At 40.1% G+C, this 1,163-nt stretch carries 1 protein-coding gene; it reads right to left on the reverse strand.

Annotated features, from left to right (window positions below; all coding sequences use genetic code 11):
* The coding region (locus QUB26_RS31895) for an AAA family ATPase (RefSeq protein ID WP_333321322.1) at window positions 1-1,163 on the reverse strand (1,163 nt) is incomplete at both ends.

The raw sequence follows: 1,163 nt of genomic DNA on the forward strand, positions 1-1,163 counted from the left end.
TCTCTGGCAGCAGCATAAGCCGTGGCATCTTTGGCTTTGCGAGCGGCGGTTAAATTTAAAATAGCCAGTTCAGTTTTCTCGGTATCATCAATGATTAAATTCCGACCCGAATTCAAATGGTCGGCAATTTCAAAAATTCTTTCGGCGCGTCGCTCGCCAGAGATATTTGCTAGTAAGAGACGACCAATTTGTAGGTGAATTGCTGTTTGCAGTTTTGAGTCAATCAATGCGTAACCTGACTGCTGTACGCGGTCGTGCAAAAATTTATAAGTAGTAATTACCAAGTCTGAGTTAATTATTTCTGATTCGGTAGCACCTAGCTCAGAAGTAGTTAAGATTAATCCTTCTTGAATGGCTGGCAATAGTTCTTGAAAGGTGGCTACCCAAGATTTTTCATTAATAATTGCCAGAGTGTTTAAGTCAAAACTATTGCCCACGCAGGCAGCTAAACGCAAAACTTGCTGAGTTGATGGGGGCAGTCTTTTCAATTTGCCCAGCATCAATTCAATGACGTTATCAGTAATGCCTACTGATTCAATTTCTGAAATATTCCAATCCCAGTTTCTTTCTTGAAAATTGAATTTCAGCAGATTTTCTTGATAGAGAGTTTTGAGAAACTGATTGACAAAAAAAGGATTGCCTTGAGTTTTACTGATTACTAAGTCGGCGAGGGGAAGCGCTGATTTTTGGTCTTTTCGCACGGTATCAGTAATTAAGTTAACTATCTGGTGAAGCTGTAAGGGAGCTAAAGTAATTCGCTCGATTCTTGCACCTTGATTTTGCAGCTCATCCAAAGTCATTATTAAAGGATGAGATGGGTTGACTTCGTTGTCTCGATAAGCACCAATTAGAAATAGATAGTTGGTTTGCTCATCTGCTATCATTACTTGTAGCAGTTTCAATGTGGCGGCATCAGCCCATTGTAAGTCGTCGAGAAAGATGACTAAGGGATAGTCAACTGAACAAAAGACGCGGATGAATTTTTGAAATACTAAATTAAAGCGGTTTTGTGCTTCGGTGGCGCTTAATTCTTGTACGGCGGGCTGTGGGCCAATGATTAGTTCTACTTCGGGAATGACATCGACAATGATTTGACTATTAGCGCCAAGGGCAGCTAATATTTTTTGTTTCCAGGTATTGAGTTGATTTTCGTTTTCTGTTAA

Origin of the sequence: Microcoleus sp. B4-C1 (assembly GCF_036705285.1) — a bacterium.
Lineage (GTDB): Bacteria > Cyanobacteriota > Cyanobacteriia > Cyanobacteriales > Microcoleaceae > Microcoleus.